The organism is Klebsiella sp. MS 92-3 (genome assembly GCF_000195655.1).
GTDB lineage: Bacteria > Pseudomonadota > Gammaproteobacteria > Enterobacterales > Enterobacteriaceae > Klebsiella > Klebsiella pneumoniae.
Genome location: NZ_GL882831.1, coordinates 42147 through 43373 on the forward strand (window position 1 = coordinate 42147; position 1227 = coordinate 43373).

Here is a 1227-nt window from a genome sequence, read left to right on the forward strand (position 1 = left end):
GCCGGGGGCCGGATATCAACAAAGGCGGAATTAGCGGGTCAGGTCGTCGAAGAACTTCTTCACGCCGTCAAAGAAGCTTTTCGAACGCGGGCTGTTGTTTTCCCCGGTCGGACCGCCGAAGCTCTCCTGCAGCTCTTTCAGCAGCTGCTTCTGCTTCTCATTCAGCCCCACCGGCGTCTCCACCACCACGCGGCACAGCAGATCGCCCTGCGCACCGCCGCGAACGGATTTCACGCCTTTTCCACGCATGCGGAACAGCTTGCCGGTCTGGGTTTCACCTGGAATTTTCAGGTTCACGCGGCCGTCGAGCGTTGGGACCTCGATCTCACCGCCCAGCGCCGCCATGGTGAAGTTGATCGGAACTTCGCAGTACAGGTTATTGCCTTCACGCTCAAAGATAGCGTGCTGCTTCACCTGAACCTGAACGTACAGATCGCCTGCCGGCGCGCCATGTTCGCCGGCCTCGCCTTCGCCCGCCAGACGGATCCGGTCACCGGTATCCACGCCCGCCGGAATTTTAACCGACAGGGTTTTGGTCTTTTCTACGCGGCCATGGCCATGACATTTATTGCACGGATCTTTAATTAGCGTACCGCGTCCCTGGCAGTGCGGACAGGTCTGCTGTACAGCAAAAAAGCCCTGGCGCATCTGCACCTGGCCCGCGCCATGACAGGTCGGACAGGTCTGCGGTTTGCTGCCGGCCTTGGCGCCGCTGCCGTGGCAGACGTCGCACTCTTCCAGCGTCGGAATACGGATCTCTTTAGTGACGCCGCGCACCGCTTCTTCCAGCGTCAGCTCCATGTTGTAACGGAGATCGGCGCCGCGTGCCGCGCGCTGACGACCACGTCCGCCGCCAAAGATATCGCCGAAAACATCGCCAAAGATATCGCTGAAGTCGGCACCGCCGCCAAAACCGCCGCCGCCGCCCATGCCGCCCTGTTCGAAGGCCGCGTGGCCGTACTGATCGTAGGCCGCACGCTTCTGGGCATCAGTCAGGATTTCATACGCTTCTTTGATTTCTTTAAATTTGGCTTCAGCCTCTTTATCACCCTGGTTGCGGTCCGGGTGATATTTCATGGCCAGGCGCTTATAAGCCTTTTTGATTTCACGCTCTTCCGCTGTTTTGGAAACGCCTAAAATCTCGTAGTAATCTTGCTTTGCCATCGGTGTTTTTCAGCCCCTTAACATGCGTGCGACGGGGGGGGGGGGGGGGGGGGGCCCCCCCCC

The 1227-nt window shown here is 59.7% G+C and carries 1 protein-coding gene; it reads right to left on the reverse strand.

The genetic code is table 11. The features are described from left to right. Positions 1-30 precede the first annotated feature (30 nt). Positions 31-1164 carry a molecular chaperone DnaJ gene (gene dnaJ / locus HMPREF9538_RS08525; RefSeq protein WP_002887955.1) on the reverse strand — a complete coding sequence of 378 codons (1134 nt, stop codon included), beginning with the start codon at positions 1162-1164 and terminating at the stop codon, positions 31-33. Positions 1165-1227: the final 63 nt, after the last annotated feature.

Coding starts and splice junctions, on each gene's coding strand:
- dnaJ (WP_002887955.1), bottom strand. CDS start 1,164: ATGGCAAAGCAAGATTACTACGAGATTTTAGGCGTTTCCAAAACAGCG.